Below are 527 nucleotides of genomic sequence, written 5' to 3'. Positions count from 1 at the left end.
GGTATTGCTTGTTGTCGAAGTCGTACCAATCCAGCCGCGCGCCCACGATCATGCTCAGCGGATCGGCCAGCCTGAACCGGCCTGTGGCGTAGGCCGAGGTCAGTTCCGAGCGCTGGTCGCGGCTCCACAAGGTGTCCTTGACGAAGTCGCTGCGTTTGATCGAATCCGGGTCCCAGGTGTAGGGATTCACGCCGCCCAGCATGTAGTAGCCACCAGGCGTGTCCAGGTAGCCGTAGCCGTCGTCGCGCCAGCGGTCCTTGCGATAGCTGGCGCCCAGCGCGATGTCGTGAACCCGGCCGAACAGCGTGATCGGGCCCTGCGCGGATACGTCGAAGCTCTGCTGTTTCTTGTCATAGTCGTAGCGGCCGCCCATCACGTCATACAGGTTGGCGCCCGGTGCGTAGTCGCCGCTGACGAAGTAGGCGCCGTCCAGCGCCGACTTGCCCTGGACGGCGCGCGCCATGGCGCGGGTGGTCCAGCCGTTCTCGAAGGTGTGCTTCAGCTCGGCGTACAGGCTGGTTTCCTTC

At 64.7% G+C, this 527-nt stretch carries 1 protein-coding gene; it reads right to left on the bottom strand.

The genetic code is table 11. The features are described 5' to 3' along the window. A partial coding sequence (locus KDH83_RS31355) for a TonB-dependent receptor (protein WP_212323032.1) occupies positions 1–527 on the bottom strand: 527 nt, incomplete at both ends.

The sequence above is a fragment of the Achromobacter sp. Marseille-Q0513 genome (assembly GCF_018195695.1).
Lineage (GTDB): Bacteria > Pseudomonadota > Gammaproteobacteria > Burkholderiales > Burkholderiaceae_B > Achromobacter.
Note: the sequence above shows the minus strand (reverse complement) of the source record. Positions and strands in the feature narration are given on the sequence as shown.